The 17,730-nt window shown below is 73.9% G+C and carries 14 protein-coding genes; 11 read left to right on the plus strand and 3 right to left on the minus strand.

Annotation, left to right across the window (positions count from 1 at the left end):
• The first annotated feature begins 12 nt into the window (after window positions 1–12).
• Complete coding sequence (locus tag ABD332_RS36270) at window positions 13–567, plus strand: hypothetical protein (protein ID WP_344507334.1); 555 nt, start codon at window positions 13–15, stop codon at window positions 565–567.
• A 103-nt stretch (window positions 568–670) separates the two neighbouring features.
• Window positions 671–2,968, plus strand: a complete 2,298-nt coding sequence (locus ABD332_RS36275; RefSeq protein WP_344507336.1) for a putative bifunctional diguanylate cyclase/phosphodiesterase — start codon at window positions 671–673, stop codon at window positions 2,966–2,968.
• A 52-nt stretch (window positions 2,969–3,020) separates the two neighbouring features.
• Here ABD332_RS36275 and ABD332_RS36280 read toward each other — a convergent pair whose 3' ends face one another.
• The gene (locus tag ABD332_RS36280; protein ID WP_344507338.1) at window positions 3,021–6,026 is read right to left on the minus strand and encodes a TIM-barrel domain-containing protein; all 3,006 of its coding nucleotides are present in this window, start codon (window positions 6,024–6,026) and stop codon (window positions 3,021–3,023) included.
• A gap of 260 nt (window positions 6,027–6,286) precedes the next feature.
• Here ABD332_RS36280 and ABD332_RS36285 point away from each other — a divergent pair, with 260 nt between their 5' ends.
• Entirely contained in the window at window positions 6,287–7,282 is a 996-nt protein-coding gene (locus ABD332_RS36285) for a LacI family DNA-binding transcriptional regulator (protein WP_344507340.1), read from the plus strand.
• Between the two features lie 225 nt (window positions 7,283–7,507).
• Window positions 7,508–7,834, plus strand: coding sequence for a hypothetical protein (locus ABD332_RS36290; RefSeq protein ID WP_344507342.1), 327 nt, complete (start codon window positions 7,508–7,510; stop codon window positions 7,832–7,834).
• Window positions 7,835–7,868: 34 nt separating this feature from the next.
• Here ABD332_RS36290 and ABD332_RS36295 read toward each other — a convergent pair whose 3' ends face one another.
• Window positions 7,869–8,084 carry a hypothetical protein gene (locus ABD332_RS36295; RefSeq protein ID WP_344507344.1) on the minus strand — a complete coding sequence of 72 codons (216 nt, stop codon included), beginning with the start codon at window positions 8,082–8,084 and terminating at the stop codon, window positions 7,869–7,871.
• 126 nt (window positions 8,085–8,210) lie between these two features.
• On the opposite strand from ABD332_RS36295, the gene ABD332_RS36300 reads away from it, so the two are divergent.
• The 6 genes from ABD332_RS36300 to ABD332_RS36325 all read left to right on the plus strand — a co-directional run bounded on the left by ABD332_RS36300 (window position 8,211) and on the right by ABD332_RS36325 (window position 15,659).
• Window positions 8,211–9,440: a sensor histidine kinase gene (locus tag ABD332_RS36300; RefSeq protein ID WP_344507346.1), complete on the plus strand. Its 1,230-nt coding sequence runs from the start codon at window positions 8,211–8,213 to the stop codon at window positions 9,438–9,440.
• Entirely contained in the window at window positions 9,428–10,087 is a 660-nt protein-coding gene (locus ABD332_RS36305; protein WP_344507348.1) for a response regulator, read from the plus strand. The genes ABD332_RS36300 and ABD332_RS36305 overlap by 13 nt, the downstream gene beginning before the upstream one ends.
• An 86-nt stretch (window positions 10,088–10,173) precedes the next feature.
• The gene (locus ABD332_RS36310; RefSeq protein ID WP_344507350.1) at window positions 10,174–10,941 is read left to right on the plus strand and encodes an ABC transporter ATP-binding protein; all 768 of its coding nucleotides are present in this window, start codon (window positions 10,174–10,176) and stop codon (window positions 10,939–10,941) included.
• Between the two features lie 85 nt (window positions 10,942–11,026).
• Window positions 11,027–13,501 carry an ABC transporter permease gene (locus ABD332_RS36315; protein ID WP_344507352.1) on the plus strand — a complete coding sequence of 825 codons (2,475 nt, stop codon included), beginning with the start codon at window positions 11,027–11,029 and terminating at the stop codon, window positions 13,499–13,501.
• 30 nt (window positions 13,502–13,531) lie between these two features.
• Window positions 13,532–14,488, plus strand: a complete 957-nt coding sequence (locus ABD332_RS36320; protein ID WP_344507354.1) for a hypothetical protein — start codon at window positions 13,532–13,534, stop codon at window positions 14,486–14,488.
• Between the two features lie 115 nt (window positions 14,489–14,603).
• Window positions 14,604–15,659, plus strand: coding sequence for a glucose 1-dehydrogenase (locus tag ABD332_RS36325; protein ID WP_344507356.1), 1,056 nt, complete (start codon window positions 14,604–14,606; stop codon window positions 15,657–15,659).
• A 22-nt stretch (window positions 15,660–15,681) separates the two neighbouring features.
• Here the strand turns inward: ABD332_RS36325 and ABD332_RS36330 are convergent, their stop codons facing one another.
• Window positions 15,682–16,005, minus strand: a complete 324-nt coding sequence (locus tag ABD332_RS36330; RefSeq protein ID WP_344507357.1) for a plasmid stabilization protein — start codon at window positions 16,003–16,005, stop codon at window positions 15,682–15,684.
• Between the two features lie 179 nt (window positions 16,006–16,184).
• Between ABD332_RS36330 and ABD332_RS36335 the strand changes: the two genes are divergently transcribed.
• Window positions 16,185–17,705, plus strand: coding sequence for a diguanylate cyclase domain-containing protein (locus tag ABD332_RS36335; protein WP_344507359.1), 1,521 nt, complete (start codon window positions 16,185–16,187; stop codon window positions 17,703–17,705).
• The last annotated feature ends 25 nt before the right edge of the window (window positions 17,706–17,730 follow it).

Consider the following 17,730-nt stretch of genomic DNA (forward strand, 5'->3'; position numbering starts at 1 on the left):
GAAGGAAGCGCCATGACCACTCTCACCACGTCCGGCATCGAGGCGACGGCGTCCGCCCTGCGGAGGCTGTACTTCGTCCGCTTCGCGTTCGCCATCGCCTGGGCCCTCGTGATGTTCACGACCGCCGAGCACCTCGGCCCGCTCGCCAGGACGCTGCTGGTGCTCTATCCGCTGTTCGACGTGGCCGCCGCCGTCGTCGACGCCCGGGGCTCCCGCGGCACCGGATCGCCCGCGCTGCTCTACGTGAACGTCGCCGTCAGCCTGCTCGCCGCAGCCGGCCTGGTCTTCGCCGGCGCAGACGGCATCCCGGCGGTCCTGCGCGTCTGGGGTGCGTGGGCGGTCGTGGCCGGACTGGTGCAGCTGGCCGTGGGAATCACCCGCCGCGGCATGGGCGGCCAGTGGCCGATGATCATCAGCGGTGGCATCTCGGTGCTCGCCGGCGGGTCGTTCATCGCCGGCGCCGCCGCGGACGACCCGGCGCTGACCAACGCGATCGGCTACGCCATCCCCGGCGCCGTCTTCTTCCTCATCTCCGCCGTCCGACTCGGCCGTGCAGCGAAGGAATAGATCGGGTCGCGACAAGAGCCGGGAAGCGCTCAGATCGCCGCGGCCTCCTCCGATAGGGGACCGGACGTGTGCGAACCGGGGCGGTGCGATGGGTGTGTCGAACGTGACGAGAGTGGTGTGCCTGCTCTTCGCCGGGCTGGTGGTGTTCCGGTTCACCGACCTGTACAACACGCAGGCGGCCGGGATCTCGATCTGCGCCCTGGAGACCGTCGCGCTCGGCCTGCACCTGCGTGTCGCGTTCAGCCGGCGGTTGTCGGCGGCCGCCAAGCGCCCGTACCGGTTCACCAGCCCCGCGCTCGCGCTGCTCATCATCGCCGGCGTCGGGTTCTCGGTCGCGTTCAACACCCACGACCGGAGCTGGGGCGTCGCGACGGTCGCCGCCGTGGCGCTGCGGACCCTGGCGGTGCCGGTGCTGCTGCTGGGGCTGCTCAGCTTCGCCGCGGAGCCGATGGACCGGCGGGCTCGGTGGAAGCTAGGCATGGACGTCGCGACCGTGCTCGGCGCGGGCGCGATGCTCATGTGGTACCTGGTGCTCGGCCCGGCGTTGCAGGCGGGCGGCCTGCTCGACCCGCTGCGGCTCGGGGCGGTGCTGTTCGCCGTCGGCGACGTCGTGCTGCTCGTGGGGGTCGGCACCGTCCTGCTGCGCGGCTCCGCCGTCCCGTCCCGTGGGCCGCTGGTGCTCATGCTGGCAGGGACCGCCGGCTACCTCGTCGTCGACACGGTCTTCCTGTACACGATGGTGCACGACGGCGCGCTGCACGACGCGGTCGTGCCGACGGCGCTGCACCTGCCGATGTTCCTGATCCTGCTCGCCTCCACCGTGCGCCAGGAGACCGCCGGCGGCGCCGCGGCGGGGCGCAGGCTGCGCCGCAACGCCTGGCTGCCCTACGCCGCCCTCGCCGGTGGCTTCGCCCTGCTCGTCGTCGCGGCCGCGAAGGCCGGCCTGTTCCCGTGGCTCGGCCTGGTCCTCGGCGCGCTGGTCATGACGGTCGGCGTCGCGGCCCGGCAGGTGCTCGCGTCGCGGGAGAACTACACGCTCGTCGTCACCGACAGCCTGACCGGCCTCGCCAACCGCATCCAGCTGCGGGGTGCGCTGACCGCCGCCGTGGACCGGCACCGCCGCACGGGTGCGCCGGTCGCGGTGCTGCTCATCGACCTCAACGGCTTCAAGCAGGTCAACGACGGCTACGGCCACGAGGTCGGCGACCAGATGCTGGTGGCATTCGCCGACGTGCTGCGGCGCACCGTCCGCGACGCCGACGTGCCGGCCCGCCTCGGCGGCGACGAGTTCGCGGTCGTGCTGCCGGGCTGCGCCGAGGAGGCGACCCAGGTCGCGGAGCGGATCCTGGCCGCCTGCCAGGCCCCGGTGAACCTGTCCGGGCACCGCCTGGAGCTGCGCGCCAGCATCGGCGTCGCGGTCGCCCAGCGCGGCGGGCCCGACGCCGGCAGCGTCGATCCCAACGAGCTGCTGCACCGCGCCGACCTCGCCATGTACGCCGCCAAGCGCCGGGGCACGCCCAGCTGGGCGGAGTACACCGCCGACGCCATGGACGCCGAGCAGGCGGTGCCGGCGCTCGCCGACGACCTCGCGCGGGCGGCCGACGCGGGGCAGTTGCGGCTGCTCTACCAGCCGATCGTCGCGCTCGAGTCAGGCGATCTGGTGGCCGTCGAGGCGCTCGTACGGTGGCAGCATCCGACGCGTGGCCTGCTCGGACCGGACGCGTTCATCCCGCTCGCGGAGCAGACCGGGCTCATCCACGGCATCGGCGGATGGGTGCTGCGGGAGGCGTGCCGGCAGGTCGGTGCGTGGCAGGCAGAGCTGCCGCCGGGGCGTTCGCTGCACCTGAGCGTCAACCTGTCACCGATCCAGCTGGAGCGGCCGGCCCTCGCCGACGAGATCCTCGAGGTCCTGGAGCGGGAGGGGTTCGACCCGCGGGCCCTGGTCGTGGAGATGACCGAGAGCGCGCTCGTCGACGACCGGTCCGCCGTGCCGCAGCTGGAGCGGCTGCGGGCCCGCGGCGTGAGGGTGGCGCTCGACGACTTCGGCACCGGCTACTCGTCGCTGCGGTACCTCACCCGCCTGCCCGTCGACATCCTCAAGCTCGACCGCTGCTTCGTCGCCGACCTCAGCGGCGACCCGGAGCGGGCCGCGGTCGCGGAGGCCGTCATCCGGCTCAGCCAGATCCTGCACATGGACACCGTCGCGGAGGGCATCGAGGACCCGGCCCAGGCGACCGAGCTCACCCTGCTCGGGTACCGCACCGCACAGGGCTTCCACTTCGCCCGCCCGCTGCCCGCCGGCGACGTCGAGGCGTTGCTGCACCGCTCCGCCGCCGAGTGGCCGAGCCTGCCGACGGCGTTGGACCCCGCCGCGCCCCGCCCGGTGGCCGTCCACGGTTGAGCCCGGCTCCCGGCGGGCCGCGACGGGTCCGCCGGAAGCCGGTCGCCGTGGCTCAGGTGATGGTGAGGCTGTCGATGTTCGCCCCGTTGGCGCCGGTCGTGGTCGCCCGGACGGTGACCTGGCTGCCGGCGGGCAGGGACGCGGTGAACGAGGTGGTGCTCCAGGCGTCCCAGGAGCCGGTCGGGTTGAACGCCAGGGCGCCGTTGACGCTGGTGCCGTTGACCGAGATCGCGAGGGGCCGGTTGGCGGTGCCGCCGTTGGCGTAGCGGAACGTCAGTGTCCTGGTGCCCGCGGCGGGCACGTTGACGGTCCACTGGACGTAGGCGCCGCTGGCCGAGGTGTCGGCGAAGTCGATGAAGCCCGTCCCGGTGTAGTCCGCGTGACGGGTGTCGATGACGGCGCCGCTGAGCAGGGCCCGTTCCGCCGGGTAGGAGGTGCCGCCCGTGACCGCCGGGAAGGCCGCGCCGCTCGGCTCGACCGTGGCGGCCACGCCGCCGCCGGCGACGACCGGGATCGCCGCGGTGACGATCGACAGGACCTTGCGGGTGGCGTCCCACACCGTGCCGCCGCCGCTGGTGATCGCCGTCGCCTCGGTGCTGTAGGCCGGCAGGGTCGCGCCGCCGTTGACCCGCATGCCGACCGGGGCGGTCAGGCCGTGGACGCGCACGATGTACCGGCGCGCGGTGGGTGCGCCGTCGTAGGTGCCCTGCGGGTGCCGGATCACGGTCCTCGTCGCCGCGTCGGTGTAGGTCAGGGTGGTGACGGCCCTGGCGCCGGAGACGCGGTGCGCCTCGGTGACGCCGTCGTCCTCCACCAGGTTGAAGGTGCCGTCCGCGCCGGCGTACACCTCCATCTCCAGCTGCCGCTTGTTCAGGTAGGCGGTGCTCTGCGCGTACTGGTACTTCGGCAGGATCGCGCCGGCCTTCACGAATAGGATGATCTCGCCGGTGTGGGTGACGTAGGGCAGGTCGGACGCGTCGGTCCCGACGTGCTTGATGTCGGCCCAGAAGTTGTACCAGGTGGCGCCGGCGGGCAGCCAGACGTTCTGGGTCGCGCCGCCGTCGGACGTGACGGGCGCGACGAGCAGCGACGGCCCCCACATGTACTGCAGGTCGTGCGAGTAGGCGTTCGGCCGGTTCTGGTAGTCGATGACCATCGCCCGGGCCATCGGCATCCCGGTGGTGCTCGCCTCGTGGGCGATGCTGTAGATGTACGGCAGCAGCGTGTACCGCAGCTCGCCGTACTTGCGGAAGTCCGCCTGGATGACGGCGCTCTGGTCGAGCGGCCAGCGGGAGGCGATCGCGCCCTGCGACGTGGTGCTGGCCCCGCTGTGCGGCCGCCAGATCGGCGACAGGCTCGACCAGGCGGCCGTCCAGTTGCGGTAGAACGGCTCGGGGATCAGGCCGCCGGTCTGGCCGTGGAAGCCGCCGCCGTCGATGTTGGAGAAGGGGAAGCCGCCGATCCCGCCGGCCAGCATGCCCCGGATCTGCTGGCGCATCTCGTCGTAGGTGGAGCCGATGTCGCCGGTCCAGTAGTGGCCGTAGCGCTGCTGCCCGGCCGACGCGCCGCGGCTCCACGTCCACGGCCGCTTGGCGGTGCCGATGTGGCCGGCCGCCTGCGGGTCCCAGCCCTCCTCGCCGACGCCCTTGTGCAGGTAGAAGAAGTACGCGTTGCGCAGCTCCGACCACTTCTTGCCGCCCGCGGAGTCGGCGTTGAACGGGATCGGGCCCAGCTCGTCGGTCTCGTCGAGCCACAGCCCGTCGCCGGGGAAGTGCAGCGCCGGGTTCAGGGCCTTGGTCCAGAAGACGTTCCACACCCAGGCGCGGGTCGCGGGGTTGGTCCAGTCGGGCACCGAGCCGCTGTCGGCCACCCCGGTGAGGTCGCTGGCCTTGAAGCTGTAGCCGGGCGGTGGCCCGCCGACCCAGCCGGCCATGAGGTTGGAGTTGTTGCGGTTGTAGTCCAGCGTCATCGTGACGCCGTTCTCCGCGGCCCACGCCTGGTATCCGGCCGGGTCCGGCCACCGCGTGGGGCTGAACTCGAACCATGAGCCGCCCCACGCGCCGGTGCCGTTGCGCCAGCGGTTGTCGTTGACGTGGTGGTCGAACGGGTAGCCGGCGTCGCGGTGCTGGGTGATCTTCGTGCGCCACCAGTTCTGGTCGCTGACGTCGGGGAAGCCCTTGTCCGACATGTGCAGCCCGAAGATGGCGATCTGCGGCAGGCGCGGCCGCCCGGTCAGCTGGGTGTAGCGGTCCAGCAGCTTCGCGAACTCCGGGCCGTTGATGAGGAAGTAGTCCATCTGCGGCCGCACGCCGGCGGTGTTGTGGTCGTCCGCGGAGAACGCGTAGTCCCTGGCGGCGCCGTTGGCGAAGGCGAAGGTGGTGTCGAAGGTCGTGTTGAAGAAGACGCCGTAGCCCTTGGTGGACAGGTACAGCGGCACGATCGCGGGCGCCTGGTCGGAGCGGACGGTGCCGTAGTTGTGCGACACGACGTCGCCGGTGCGGTCGACCCGGGGGGAGCGTCCATAGAGCCCGTGCCCCGCCTTGACGAAGTGCTCGTCGGCGGGCGGCGGGACGAAGGCCTCGGTGATGACGCTGTTGTTGGTGCCGCCCCAGGTGATGCTGCGGGTCGCGTCCTCCTTCGCCAGCAGCGCCCCGGTGCCGCGGTGGTAGAACTCCAGCCGCAGCGGGTTCTTCTGCAGCACGATCCGGATGCCGTCGGCCGCGCCGGTGACGATCGTCAGGCTGGTGCTGTCATTCGTGACCGTGAGGGTGCCGCCCATGCCGGCGTGGTTGGCGGGCACCACCATCTCGTAGCGGGAGTCGGCGAAGAACGTCTCGCCGCTGCGGATCGCGCGGACCCGGACGATCTGGTTGCCGTACGCGGTGATCCGCAACCGCTGGCCCGTGGTGCTGGTGACGGTGACGCTGCGGGCGTCGGTCAGGTGGGACGCGTAGTCGCCCAGCTGCTCTCCGACGGCCGCGACGGCCCGGCCCGGCCCGGCGGCGACGGCGCCGATCGACAGCCCGGCGGCCATGCCGAGCACGTTCCTTCTCTTCATCGCATCGACTCTCCTCGACAGGTGCGGGCGAATCCGTTGCGCTTGTGGCGGTGAGGTGTGCGCAGCGGCGCGCGCGGCGAATTGGGTCTCCGGGCGGGTTGGCGGTTGGAGCGCGCCGGAAACGGTTCCCACAGTGGTCCGCCGCAGTGAGTTTTGTCAATACCTTGCAATAGGCCGGTTTCGCATCGATGGCCTTCGTGCTACCGTCGACGAACTGACAAGATCTGGAACCGCTTCCAGGATGACGTGAGGAGCTGCGGATGGCGGCGACGATCAAGGACGTCGCCCGGCTCGCCGGGGTCTCCCAGTCGTCGGTGTCCCGCGCGCTCGCCGCCCCGGACCAGGTGCGGCCCGCCACCCGGGAGCGGGTCGAGCGGGCCGTCGCGCAGCTCGGCTACGAGCCGAACCGGATCGCCCGGGGGCTGAGCACCGGGCGCACCGGCACCATCGGGTTCCTGGTGCCAGACATCGCCAACCCGCTGTTCGCCGGCATCGTCAAGGCCGCCCAGCGCCGGTCCCGGGAGTTCGGGCTCGCCGTGCTGCTGGCCGACTCCGACGAGGAACCCGCCACCGAGCTGGACCTCATCCGGACGCTGACCAAGCAGGTCGACGGCTTCGTGCTGTGCGCACCCCGCGCCGGCGACGACGAGCTGCGCTCCGTCTGCGGCGACCTGCCGGTGGTGCTGCTCAACCGCCGGGTGGGCCAGCTGCCGTCCATCATCTTCGACAACGCCGACGGCATCCGCCAGGCGCTCGCCCATCTCGCCGCCCTCGGCCACCGCCGGGTCGCCTACGTCGCCGGCCCCCGCACCTCATGGGTCAACCGCGAGCGACTGCGCGCCTTCCGTGCTGTGGCGGCCGGCCTCGGCCTCGAGGGGGTTGAGGCCGGCAACGTCTCGCCCGACTTCGAGGGCGGCGTCGCCGTCGCCGACCTGGTCCTGGCCGCCGGCGTCACCGCGGTCATCGCCTACAACGACATGATCGGCCTCGGTCTCGCCAGCCGCTTCGGCGCCCGGGGGGTGACCGCGCCCGGTGACGTGAGCATCATCGGCTTCGACGACATCCCGGCCTCGGCCCTGGTCACGCCCGCCCTGACCACCGTCAGCCAGCCGAAGGACCAGTGCGGCCGGGCCGGCATCGACCTGCTCGCCGACCTGCTCAACGACCGCGACCGCCCCAGCGGCACCCGCACGTCCCTGCCGGCCCGGCTGATCGTCCGCGCCTCCACCGGCCCGGCCCCCGCCACCGTGCGCTGAGCGACCGTGCGCTGAGCGACCGTGCGCTGAGCGACCGTGCGCTGAGCGACCGTGCGCCGGACGGCCGCGTGTCGGGCGGTGGGTGGGTACACGTGCCCAACCGGTGGACAGGACGGCTGCAACCGAACCGCTACCGTTTCGCACCGGAGCCGACGGGCGGCTGTGGCGGATCGCCGCGTCCCCGCAGCCGCCCGTCCCCGTCCCCCCTTGATGGAGAAATACCTCGTGCTTCGTCGCATCACGGCGCCCCGGCAGCAGCGGGACGCCGGCTCCACGGTCAACGAGATGCTCGTTGCGGCCGTCGTGGTCGCCGCGCTCGGCGCGATCGCTGTCACCTCGGTCGGCGACCTCACCGGCAAAAGCAGGTCGACCGCCTGCGAGGCCGACAAGCGGGCCGTCGAGATCGCCTATCAGGCGTACGTCGCCGACGAGAACGCGAAGCCGGCGGCGGTCGGCGACCTGGTGACGGCCGGCTACCTGAACGAGGAGCCGCCCGCCGCCAACGGCATCACGCTCGACGCCGCCGGCACGGTCACCGCGACCGCCTGCTGAGGGCCAGCGCCCGCCGAGCGCGAGGGCCGGCAGGTCACCGGGCGCGGTGGCGGTAGTGGTGAACGACGAGGGCGGTCGCGCAGGCGAGGGTGACCAGCCCGAAGACAGCGCCCACGAACGGGTTGACGCCGATGCCGGACATGGCGGCGTTGTTGGCGGCGCTGAGGACCAGCACCAGCCACAGGACGGGGCGGAGCATGCCGCGGCGCTCAGGCGCGTCGGCGGCTTCGATGCGGTAACGGTCAGTCATGCCGGCAACGCTATGCAGCCGGGTGCCCGCCAGCGATCCAGCCAGCGCGCCGGTGCAGGTACAGCAGGCTGTACTTTCCGGGCCGCGAGCGGCCGGCCGTCCCGCTCGTCGCCTATCGTCTCTGCCGTGCGGCAGTACATTCGGGACCGGGTGCGCACGTCCGTCGACGCGCTCGAACGCGTCGTCGGCGGGCTCGGCACGGCGACCATCGCGCTCGGCGCGTTCCTGTCGCTGTTCGTCACGGCGGTCGCGTCGCTGGCCGGCATCGGCCTGGTGGCCGTCCCGTCGGCATTGAAGGCGGCCCGGTGGGCGGCGGACCGGGAGCGGGCGCGACTGTCGCGATGGGACGCCGTCCTGCCGTCGCCGCCGCCGGTGCCGGTCGGCTGGCGCGACGCCGTGCGCGACCCGTGGGTCCGGCGGGATGCCGCGTTCGTCGCCGTCCACGGCACGGGCGGGTTCGCGCTGGGGATGATCGGGCTCGCGCTGCCGCTGTCGGCGGTGCAGTACCTGCTGTTCCCGCTGTACTACTGGGCGCTGCCGCCGGACGTGGGCGGCCCCGGCTACGTCACCTGGCGCATCGACGGGCTGCCCGACGCGCTCGCCGTCGCGCTCATGGGTGCCGGCTGGCTCGCCGTGTCCGTCGCGCTCGGCCCCCGGATCGCCCGCTGGCAGGCGGCGCCGGGGCGGCGGTGGCTTCCGCCGCCGCGGGACGTGGACATGTCGCTGCGGATCGCCGAGCTCACCGCCACCCGCGCGGCCGCCCTCGACGCGCACGCCGTCGAGCTGCGCCGCATCGAACGGTCGCTGCACGACGGGGCGCAGAACCGGCTCGTCGCGGTCACCGTGCTGCTCGGCGCCGCCCGGCGGGCCCTCGCCCGCGATCCGGCACTGGCGGCGGAGGTGCTGGACCGCGCCCACGACGCCGCCGAGCTGGCGCTCGCGGAGCTGCGGACCGTCGTGCGCGGGATCCTGCCGCCGGTGCTCGACGACCGCGGACTTGCCGGCGCGCTCGACGGCCTGGCCGCCGGCTGCGGCGTGCCGTGCACCGTCGAGGTGGACGTGCCGGGGCGGTGCGCGGCGTCGGTCGAGGCGACGGCGTACTTCGTGGTCGCCGAGGCGCTGACCAACGTCGCCCGGCACAGCGGCGCCGGTACCGTGGCCGTCACCGTGACGAGAAGGACCGACCGGCTGCACGTGACGGTGACCGACGACGGCCACGGCGGCGCCGATGAGGGCCGTGGCTCCGGGATCGGCGGCATCCGTCGGCGGGTCGAGGCCCACGACGGCCGGTTCACCCTGACCAGCCCACCCGGTGGGCCGACGACGATACATGTGGAGCTGCCGTGCGGATCGTGATCGCCGAGGACGACGCCCTGCTGCGGGAAGGCCTGGCCCTGCTGCTGCGGGCCGAGCAGCTCGACGTGGTCGCCGTCACCGGCGCGCCGGACACGTTCCTGGCCGCGGTGGACGAGCACCGGCCCGACGTCGCGATCGTCGACGTCCGCATGCCGCCGACCCACACCGACGAGGGCATCGTGGCCGCCGTCGAGGCGCGGCGCCGCCAGCCGGGCCTCGCGGTGCTGGTGCTGTCGGCGTACGTGGAGCAGGCGTTCGCCACCGACCTGCTCGCCGGGGGAGCGGCGCGGCTCGGCTACCTGCTCAAGGAGCGGGTCGGCCGGGTCGAGGAGTTCCTCGAGGCGCTGCACCGCGTCGCCGGCGGGGGCACCGCGATCGACCCGGAGGTGGTCCGCCAGCTCTTCGCCCGCACCCGCCCCGACAGCACGCTGAGCCTGCTCAGCCCGCGGGAGCGCGACGTGCTCGCCCTGATGGCCGAAGGCCTCGGCAACACGGCGATCGCGGAGCGGCTGTTCGTCACCGAAGGGGCAGTGCACAAGCACATCCGCAGCATCTTCGCCAAGCTCGGCCTCGCGCCCGACGACCGCGCCGACCGGCGGGTCACGGCGGTCCTGCGGCACCTGGAGGACACCCGGCGTCTGGGTTGACCGCGGGAGTAGGTACAGCCTGCTGTACCACGGTCCGCCAGCACGCTGGATCGATCATGGCCGGGTGCCGCCATAGCGTCGTCGGCATGGACATGAACGTTGGACAGGACGCCGGCGCGGCGGTCCGCGTCGAGCAGCTGACCCGCACGTACGGCACCGGACCGCAGGCGGTCACCGCGCTCGCCGGCGTGGACGTGCGGTTCGACCGCGGCACGTTCACGGCGGTGATGGGGCCGTCCGGCTCCGGCAAGAGCACGCTGCTGCAGACCGCGGCCGGCCTGGACCGGGCCACGTCCGGCCGGGTGTGGATCGGCGGCACCGAGCTGTCCGGCCTGTCGGAGACGAGGCTGACGAAGCTGCGCCGAGACAGGATCGGCTTCGTGTTCCAGGCGTTCAACCTCGTCAACGCGCTGACGGTGCAGGAGAACATCGTGCTCCCGCTGCGCCTGTCGGGCGGGCGGCCCGACCAGCCGTGGCTGCACCACGTGGTCGACCGGGTCGGGCTGCGGGAACGCCTGCACCACCGGCCGTCCGCGCTGTCCGGCGGGCAGCAGCAGCGGGTCGCGATCGCCCGGGCCCTCGCCACCCGCCCCGAGGTGATCTTCTGCGACGAGCCGACCGGGGCGCTGGACACGGAGACCGCGGCGGACGTGCTGAGCCTGCTGCGCGCCGTCGTCGACGAGCACCGGCAGACGGTCGTGATGGTGACGCACGACCCGGTGGCCGCCTCGTACGCCGACCGGGTCCTGGTCCTCGCCGACGGCCGGATCGTGCGCGACCTGCCGCAGCCGGGCGTGGAGCGCATCGCCGAGCAGCTCGCGTCGCTGGGCCGCCGCCGGGCGGTGGCGGCGTGAGCGGGCCGCAGCGCAGCGGAGGAGCCGCGAATCAGCATTGCAGTGTCGGGTCAGGCCGACGCCGGAGCGCAGCGGAGGTGGCGGCATGACCAGGCTGGCATTGCGGATGCTGCGGCACCGTCCCGGTTCGGCGGTCGCCTCGCTCGTCGCCCTCGCCGCGGGCGTCATGATCCTCATGGCCATGGGCGCGCTGGTCGAGTCCGGGCTGCGGTACAAGCCGGCGCCGGTCCGATACGCCGCCGCCGACGTGGTGGTCGCGCACCGCGACATCACCATCAGCGCCAAGGACCTCGACGGTGAGGTCGTCCGGTCGACGGTACGGCTCCCCGAAGGCGGCACCGTCCCGGCGGACCTGGTCGAGCGGATCCGCGGGCTCGCCGGGGTCGCCACGGTCGCGGCCGACGACCCTGTGCCGGTCGGGTTGCCCGATGTCACCGGGCACGGCTGGGCCAGTGCCGCACTGACACCGTTCCGGCTCGTCGCCGGAGCCCCGCCGGCCGTGGAGGACCAGATCGCGGTCGACCGGCGGCTCGGGATGGCGCCCGGCCAGCAGCTGAACCTGGTCGTCGGCGGCGCCGCACGGACGTACCGGGTCAGCGGCGTCGTCGACGGGCCGGCACCCGCGGTCTTCTTCACCGACGCGCACGCCGCGACCCTGTCGCCGCACCCCGGCCGGGTCGCCGCCATCGGGGTCGTCGCGCAACCCGGCACCGACAAGGCCGCCCTCGCGGCGGCGGTACGCGGGCTCGCGGCCGAAGCGGACGCGAAGGTCTACACCGGCGCGGACCGCGGCCTGGCCGAGGGCTCCGCCGACCTCGACGCGCGGGACCTGCTGATCCAGGCCGGCGGCGCGTTCGGCGGGTACGTCGTGCTGCTGATCGGGTTCGTCGTCGCCGCCACCGTCGGGCTGTCGGTGCGGCACCGCCGACGCGACCTCGCACTGCTGCGCGCCGTCGCCGCGACCCCCGGCCAGGTCCGCCGGATGATCATGGCCGAGGCGGCCGCGGTGGGTCTCGCCGCCGTCGCGATCGGCGTCCCCGCCGGCCTGCTCGCCACCCGGTGGGTGCGCGGCCAGCTCGTCGGCCGCGGCTTCGTCCCCGCGACGTTCCCGATCGCCGACGGCCTGCTCGCGACCGTCGCGGCCGCCGGCGTCACCACGCTCGTCGCGGTGCTGTCCGCGCTGATCGCCGTCCGCCGCGTCACCGCGATCCGCCCCGTCGAGGCCCTCGGCGAGGTGGCGGTCGAGCCGGCTCGCGGCGGCAAGGTGCGCCTCGTCTGCGGTCTCGTCGCGCTGGCCGGCGCGGGCTCCTCAGGCGCGTTCACGCTCGGCGCCGGCGGGCAGGCGGCGCTCGCCGCCGCGGTCGGCATGCTGTACCTGTTCGTGACCGCGGTCGGCCTCCTCGCGCCGTGGATCAACCGGGCCGCCGCCCAGGCGCTGGCGCCGGTGCTGCGCGCGGTGTGGGGGACCAGCGGATACCTGGCGACCGCCAACCTGAAGGCGAACGCGCGCGGCACGGCCGCCGTGCTCACCGCGCTCGTGCTGTCCGTCGGGCTCGGCGGATCCGTATGGTTCCTGCAGGACAACCTCGAACGGCAGACCCTCGCCCAGCGCCGCGACGGCCTGCGCGCCTCGCAGGCCCTGGTCTCCCCGGCCGGGCTGCCCGTCGGCGCCGCCGACGACGCGCGGAAGCTTCCCGGCGTCCGGGCCGCCACGTCGGTACGGCGCACGTCCGTCATCGTGAAGTTCCTCGACGGCGCGGAGACGGTCGGTGCCCAGGCGGTCTCCGGGCCGGACCTGACCGCCACGATGGACCTGCGGGTGCGCCAGGGCGACCTGTCCGCGCTGTCCGCCGGTACCGTGGCCGCATCGTCGATCAGAGCATCGACCCACGGCTGGGAGATCGGCGACACGGTCCCGCTGTGGCTCGGCGACGGCACACCCGTGCGGCTCACCCTCGTCGCCGTCTATGAGCGCGGCCTCGGCTTCGGCGACATCACCCTGGCGCGCGACACGGTCGCCGGTCACACCGCCCGCGACGTCGACGACGAGGTCCTCATCAGCACGTCGGGCCCGGCGGACCTGTCGGCCCTCACGGCCCGGCACCCCGGCAGCACGCTCGTCGCCACCAGCGGCCAGACCCGGCAGCTCGCCGCCGACCTCGCCGTCAGCGCCTGGCTCAACAGGCTGCTCGTCGGCGTCATGGTCGGCTACGCCGCCCTCGCGGCCGCCAACACGATGGTCATCGCGGCCCTCGCCCGCCGCCGCGAGCTCGCCGTGCTCCGCCTCGCCGGCGTCACCCGCGGCCAGGCGAAGCGGATGGTCCACGCCGAACAGGCCGGCCTCCTCGGCGTCGCGGTCCTCATGGGTTCGGCGATCGCCCTGGCCACCCTGACCATGGTGGTGCACGCGGTGACCGGCGAACCGCTGCCCTACGTGCCGCCCCTCGGCTGGGCCACCGTCATCGCCGGCACGGCGCTGCTCGCCCTGCTCACCACCGTGCTGCCGATCGGCCGCCTGCTGCGCGTCCCGCCGATGGAGCACATGGGCGTGAAGGAGTGAGCGCCCGCCGGAGTCCGTACGATGCGTCGGGTGCGGACGTGGGACTTCGGCGCCCTGCGGACGGCCACCGTCGGCGGCGTGGCCGTCGTCGCGGGCATGTTCAGCACGGTCGACCAGGCCACGGCCTGCACGCTGCACGAGGCGGACACGGGCCGGCTGCTCGGCGGGTGGCCGATGCCCTACGACTGGTGCTTCTCCCGCCCCGACACGAACCTGTCGACGTTCGCGGCGGACGGCGAGGCGTACTCGATCGTCCGCGGCCGCGGCTACGACTGCATCGTGCACCGGCTCACCGTCGACGGTCCGGAGCCGGTCGGCCGGTTCGAACCGGACGGCGACGGCGTCTACACCGTGGCGGCGGCCGTGGTGTCCGGGCGGCCGGCGGTGCTCAGCAGCGACTGGCGGCGCGTCCACTACCACGACCTGCGCACCGGCGAGGCGCTCCGGGCGCCGTGGAGCGCGCCGGACGGCTGGCGGGTGGACGAGCTCGTCGCGGTGGCCGGCGGGGCGTACGCCTGGCTGGAGCCCGACGACGACTCGCCGCGGACCGACTGGCGCGGCTGGCTGTGGGACGCGATCGGTGGCCGGCCGGTCGGGCCGCCCGTGTTCGTGCGCGGCTACCGCTGGGGCCCGTGGGCCCTCGGCCGGCGGCCGGCGCTGCTGGTGAAGACCGACTGGCGGGAGTACCGGGTCCTCGACCTGGCCCTGCGCTGCCCGGCCGGCCCGGCGCTGCCGGCGACCGTGCAGGACCTGAGCGCGCCCGCGGTCGGTGTCCTGCACGGCCGTGCGGTCCTGGCCGCCGTGACGGGACCCGCGCTCACGGTGTGGGACCTGCTCACCGGCGCGGCCCGGCACGTCGTCGCCTTTCCTGATGTACCGCTCGCGGTGGCCGTCGCCGCCGACCGGCTGTACGTCGCCGACCCCGAAGGCGAGATCAGCGCGCACCCGGTGCCGCCGCGGGCGCTGCACCCGCTCGCACCCCGGTAGCAACCGGCGGCGCGGCCGTCCGTACATGGATGCATCGCGCACTGGGTATGCGGCACACGGGCGCGCGCGCCCGCCACCTGTCATCAGCTGGATCGACCATGGAGGTGTGCGCCGGATGCGTGCCCTGACCGTCATCCCGCGGCAACGGCAGTCCCTCGCCGTGACCGACGTCCCCGACCCGGAGCCGGGCGACGGCGAGCTGCTCGTCGAGGGGCTGGCCGTCGGGGTGTGCGGCACCGACAAGGAGATCGCCCACGGCGACTACGGCTCGGCGCCGCCGGACCGGCAGCGGCTGGTGATCGGGCACGAGTCCCTGGGCCGGGTCCGGCACGCCCCGTCCGGCAGCGGGTTCGCGCCCGGCGACCTGGTGGTCGGCATCGTGCGCCGCCCGGACCCGGTGCCGTGCGGTGCCTGCGCGCACGGGCAGTTCGACATGTGCCGCAACGGCCGGTACACCGAACGCGGCATCAAGGAGCTCGACGGCTACGCCAGCCAGGCCTGGGCCGTCCAGCCCGGCTACGCGGTGAAGCTCGACCCGGGCCTGGCCGGCGTGGGCATGCTGCTGGAGCCGGCGAGCGTCGTGGCGAAGGCGTGGGACGAGATCGAGAAGATCGGTGCCCGCGCCTGGTTCGAGCCGAAGACCGTGCTGGTCACCGGGGCCGGGCCGATCGGCCTGCTGGCCGCGCTGCTCGGCGTGCGGCGGGGGCTCGACGTGCACGTGCTGGACCGCGTCACCACCGGTCCGAAGCCGGGCCTGGTCCGCGACCTCGGCGCCGTGTACCACCACGAGCCGATCGGCACCGTCATGTCGGGAGTGCGCCCCGACGTCGTCGTCGAGGCGACCGGCATCGGGTCGGTGGTGTTCGGCGCGCTGGCGGGCACCGCACCGTACGGGATCGTCTGCCTCACCGGCGTCTCGTCGGCCGGGCGCCGCGTCACCGTGGACGCCGGCGACCTCAACCGGGAGCTCGTCCTGGACAACGACGTGGTCGTCGGCTCGGTGAACGCCAACCTCGGCCACTACGCCACGGCCGCGGACGCGCTGGCCCAGGCCGACCGGGACTGGCTCGGCCGGCTGATCACCCGCCGGGTGCCGCTGGAGCGGCCCTCGGAGGCGTTCACCGCCACCGACGAGGACGTCAAGGTCGTCATCACCCTCGACGACCGATGAGCACGGGCCGGGCCGGTGCCGTTCAGCGGGACAGCGCCTTCTCCAGCTCGGCCTTGCTCATGGCGGAGCGCCCCTTGATGTTGCGCTGCCTGGCCTCGTTGTACAGCTGCTCCTTCGTGCGTCCCTGAGCGCCCGAGTGCGAGCGCTTCCCGCCGCGATGCCCGGACGACACGTCGTTGATCGAGGAGCGGCTGGCCGTCCGCGACTCTCCCGCGCGGGCCCGCTCCTTGTTGACCGTCCGCGCGGCGATCTCCTCGGCGACGTCCGTTGACCTGCCGCGCCGTTTCACGCTTTCCTTGATGTGCTCGTACTGCCGTTCGCGCTTGGCATTGGAACCGGCTGGCATCTGCTCCTCCTGGGATTGCGCAGGACCTCTTGCCGGTACTGGTTCCCATCCACGCGGCGGGTAAGCGCGGCCGCACCGCCGGTACCCTGGCCGACCGGGCGTGCGGGGATTGTTCAAGTCGGCCCGGACGGTGCCGATGTCTGCCGACGACCAGCTGGCGGGGGCGAGGAGGGTTGAGGATGCGGCTGTCTCGCGGGGTCGGCGCGTTGCTGCCGGCCGGTGCGGTGCTGGCGGTGCTGGCGGTGCTCGCCGGGCTGCTGCTGCCGCCGGACGCCTCCCGGCCGGTGACGGTCCTGGCCGACCTCGGGCTGCTCGGTGCGCTGACGTTCGTGGTGCACCGCACGTCGCGCGTCCCCGGGGTGCCGCCCGCGGCCGCCCGGTTCTGGGTCAGCCTGGCGCGGGCGCTGCTGGTGTACGCGATCGGCATGGCCGTGGACCTCGCCGCGTTGCTGACGACCTCGGTCAGCGGGCGGTCCGTGTCGATGTACGGCGCGCAACTGGTCTATCCGGTCGCCGGCGTGTTCACCATGTACGCCGTGTTCCGCTACCCGACCGTCACCCACAGCCGGTCGCAGAAGCTGCGCGTCGGCCTCGACGCCGGCATCGTGCTCGTCGGCACCGCCGCGTTCATCTGGTACTTCACGGTCAGCAGCCACTGGGCCCCGGACCTTGGCTGGCTGTCGCTGTCGGAGACCCTGGCCCTGCCGGTGACGGTGCTCGTCGCCGGGTTCGGCGTGCTCCGCGTGGCGCTCGTCGGCGCCGGCCTGCTCACCCGCCCCACCCTGGCCTGCTACGCCGCCTGCATCACGCTGTCGGGCGTCGCCACCGCGCTGCCCATCGGGCAGGAGGAGGCGCCGATCGCCCCGACCGTCCTGCTGCTGCTGGCGCAGCTGTCCTCGCTGACCGGGGCGGTGCTGCAGCACCAGGCGAGCGTCGCCGGCACCGTGCCGCCCCTGGCCCGCCGCGACCGGCCGTTCAGCGTCCTGCCGTACGGCGCCTCCGCCGCCGCGTTCGGGCTGCTGGTCGCCGTCGTCGGCCCCGGGCTGGACTGGCGCCGCGGGGGAGTCCTGGCCGGCACCGGCGTCCTGCTGGTCCTGGTCGCGACCCGCCAGCTGGCGGCCCTGCACGAGAACAACCGGCTGCTCACGCAGAACAGGGCGCTCACCGAGCAACTGCGGCACCAGGCGTGGCACGACGAGCTGACCGGCCTGGCGAACCGGGCCTCGTTCAGCCGCCACGTGGACGAGGCGATCGAGCGCTTCACCGCGACCGGCGACGACACCGCGCTGCTGCTCATCGACCTGGACGGGTTCAAGGCGGTGAACGACACCTTCGGGCACGTGGTCGGGGACCAGCTGCTGTGCGACGTCGCCGGCCGGCTGACCCGCGAGGCCGGCGACGACGCGGTCGTGTGCCGTCTCGGCGGCGACGAGTTCGTCGTGCTCACCGGCCAGACCGGCGGGCGCGCCGCAGGGCTCGCCAGCCGGCTGGTGCAGGCCGTCGCCGCCCACGCCGTCATCGGCGGCAACCCGGTCCGGGTCGGCGCGAGCATCGGCATCGCCGCTGTCAGCGACGCCCCGGGCGGCGCCGCCGACCTGCTCCGCCGCGCCGACACGGCCATGTACGCGGTCAAGTCCGCCGGCAAGAACAGCTGGCGCCTCAGCGACACCCCCGCGCCCGCGCCCGCGCCGGTGAGCTGACAGCCCGTCCCGCCCGGGCTGGTCG

Origin of the sequence: Dactylosporangium maewongense, from assembly GCF_039531485.1 — a bacterium.
GTDB classification, from domain to species: Bacteria; Actinomycetota; Actinomycetes; order Mycobacteriales; family Micromonosporaceae; genus Dactylosporangium; species Dactylosporangium maewongense.